This is a genomic window from Pseudomonas sp. JUb52, from assembly GCF_004341115.1.
Classification (GTDB): Bacteria; Pseudomonadota; Gammaproteobacteria; order Pseudomonadales; family Pseudomonadaceae; genus Chryseomonas; species Chryseomonas oryzihabitans.
On record NZ_SLYS01000036.1, the window covers coordinates 1 to 2,662 of the forward strand.

Consider the following 2,662-nt stretch of genomic DNA (forward strand, 5'->3'; position numbering starts at 1 on the left):
CGGCGAAGGTCATCTGCTTCATGGAAAAACTCGGCTGGCGGGATCGGCGTATTTCACCAGATTCAGGAAGTCTTTTTCAGACCTTCCCTAAAGCCTGTATAAATATGAGGTTAGGTTGGTGGCTGAAAACCCTGCCGATACCCATGTGCCATACCTGGATGTAGGGCCGGTTCCCGCGATTGGCGAATGCTGGTTCCAAAGCTCGGAGGACTATCAACGATATATCGAGTCGGCAGTGCGCAAAGCCTGGTTCGAACATGGCAAAACGTTCATTGGTCAGCTCAAGCCCTTCGTCACTGAAACACTTGTTTTAAATCTGCTCAAAGCGGTTATCGCCGATCAGGCTACCCCTCCATTCATTCTGGAGGGGCTTTCATCTACAAGTGAACCCCTGGTTATTGATTTAACGTAAATCACTGGCAGATTCCCCAATGAACGTGGGGACCCGTGCGAGTCTCAATTCGCACGAGGTGCCGTCTATGTGTCGTTTCGACAGCATGTCCAACGACTGCGCGTGGGAAGCATCGATCAGCTCGCCGATGGGGTAAAACATATCGAGCGGCTGATGGTTGCAAATCTCTCAGAAATCCTGGCAAGTTGCCGGGATGGTTCAGTGACGTGCCATGCAGCAACCCCAAGATGGCCCAACTGCAGGCAGTGAAACTCATTTCGCAGGGGTACACACCGGAACACTGCCTGGACATCAGTACCATCTGGTAGCGCAAAAGGTTGTAGCCCAGCAGCACACCGCATAGCTCTTGATCGATCATCTCCGGCGTCTTGCTTCTCAGGGTATATTCGCCGCCCAGCAGTCTCTGCTTGATCGCCCAATAGCCCAGCTCGATTTCCCAGCGTTGACTGTAAGGTCGACGATCTCCCCACCCGGAAAGCGCAGCGGGCCGACCATCGAAGTCAGTACGCTTACTATTTTTCCCTTGGTCATCTTGCGCAACAACCGCGCTTGCATTTCGAGCGGACGACAGGTGGTATGTGGTCGGTAAATACATAGCGGCCATACTGTAAGCGCGAGTAGGCGGGTCTTTGGGCTGACGCCCGGCGATATCGTCAGGGCGTCAGATCCATACAGCAGTTCGATCAGGCTGCCGGCTTCAGAATGACCTTTGTCCAACCCTCATCTCGCGCATCGAAGTGCTTGTACGCATCGGGCCCTTCCGCCAATTTCAGGCTGTGAGAGATGATCTGCGAAGGCTTGGCGCGGTCGCGATGGATCAACTCCGCAAGCCTGCGGTTATAGGCTTTGACGTTGGCTTGCCCGGTGCGTATCTGCTGGCCCTTGAACCAGAACGCGCCGAAATCGAAGGCCATTTTGCCTTCCTTCGCCAGTTCATTTTTCGCGCCCGGATCCTGAGGAACAAACACCCCGACTACGCCGATGCCACCCGTGGCCTTGGTGGAAGCTACCAGGTTGTTCATCGTCAGGTGATTGACCTCATGGCCGTGTTTGTCACAGCACTGGTACCCCACACACTCACAACCTCGATCAGTGCCTTTGCCGTGAGTCAGGTTGAGGATCTGATCAACCGCCTCTTTCTCCAGGGAGTTGATTGGCGTGGCCCCCATCTGCGCGGCCAATTTCAATCGATCCGGATGGTTGTCGACCACAAACACTTGCGAGGCGCCTTTGATCATCGCGGCATGAGCTGCCATCAGGCCCACTGGCCCTGCACCGTAAATGGCGATGCTTTCACCTGGCATCAGGCCAGCCAGTTCAGTGGCATGCCATCCGGTGGGGAATATGTCTGACAGCATGACGTAGTCGTTTTCTTTCTCTTGCGCATCCTCTGGCAGCACCAAGCAATTGAAGTCCGCATATGGCACACGCAGCAGTTCTGCTTGACCACCCTGGTATGAGCCCATATCGGCAAACCCGTAAGCAGCACCAGCACTGCCGGGGTTGGCCGTGAGGCAGAAACCGGTCAAACCTTTTTCACAGTTTTCGCAGAAACCGCAGCCGATATTAAATGGCAAACAGACGCGATCACCTACCTTGATGCGATCTACGCCGGCGCCGACTTCGATGACTTCTCCGAGGTTCTCGTGACCGAAAACACGTCCCGTCTCCATCGAGGTACGGCCCTCGTACATATGCAGGTCAGAGCCGCAGATATTGGTAGTGGTGATGCGCACTACGACGTCGGTAGGTTTTTCGATCTTGGCGTCTGGGACATTTTGCACGCTGACGTCGCGTGGCCCGTTGTAAACGATGGCCTTCATTAGACTCTCCTGTTCAAGCGACGATGAGGGGGTTCGTCTGCTTACGAGATGTCTGTCTAGTTCTACGAACGTATGTTCCACAAATCGAGCTATGACCAGACGAGTGGTGATGCCGTCGCCCGCGCGTGGAGGCCCTTGAATTTGCAGCTCGTGACGAAATTAGACAGTTAAACGCCATAGAAGCAATATGGCTACGACACCCCTGTCAATCAGCGCCTCACGTCCCTCATGAGCTCCCTGATGCACTGGCCAATTACCGCTCGCGTTTCATCAACAGCTTTGAGGGAATATCGGACAGTTTCTGCAACTTCAGCACCATTTGCGCCCTCTAAGGAAGGTCTGAAGTAGCCCTGTATTTCCGGTCGACTTCAGCCCTCGCTGCTTTTGAAAGCGGGCCGTCGATCAAAATCGACCAGGTAACCCGCTC

The 2,662-nt window shown here is 54.5% G+C and carries 2 protein-coding genes; one reads left to right on the forward strand and one right to left on the reverse strand.

Translation table 11 applies throughout. The features are described from left to right. Positions 1-94 precede the first annotated feature (94 nt). Positions 95-412, forward strand: a complete 318-nt coding sequence (locus EC839_RS23985) for a hypothetical protein (protein WP_082900484.1) — start codon at positions 95-97, stop codon at positions 410-412. 683 nt (positions 413-1,095) lie between these two features. Here EC839_RS23985 and EC839_RS23995 read toward each other — a convergent pair. Further along, positions 1,096-2,235 (reverse strand): glutathione-independent formaldehyde dehydrogenase, encoded by a 1,140-nt coding sequence (locus tag EC839_RS23995; RefSeq protein ID WP_007163116.1) that lies wholly within the window; start codon positions 2,233-2,235, stop codon positions 1,096-1,098. Between the last annotated feature and the right edge of the window lie 427 nt (positions 2,236-2,662).

Bases quoted from the DNA above. Each gene is read 5' to 3' on its own strand.
- EC839_RS23995 (WP_007163116.1), bottom strand. From the start codon at position 2,235: ATGAAGGCCATCGTTTACAACGGGCCACGCGACGTCAGCGTGCAAAAT.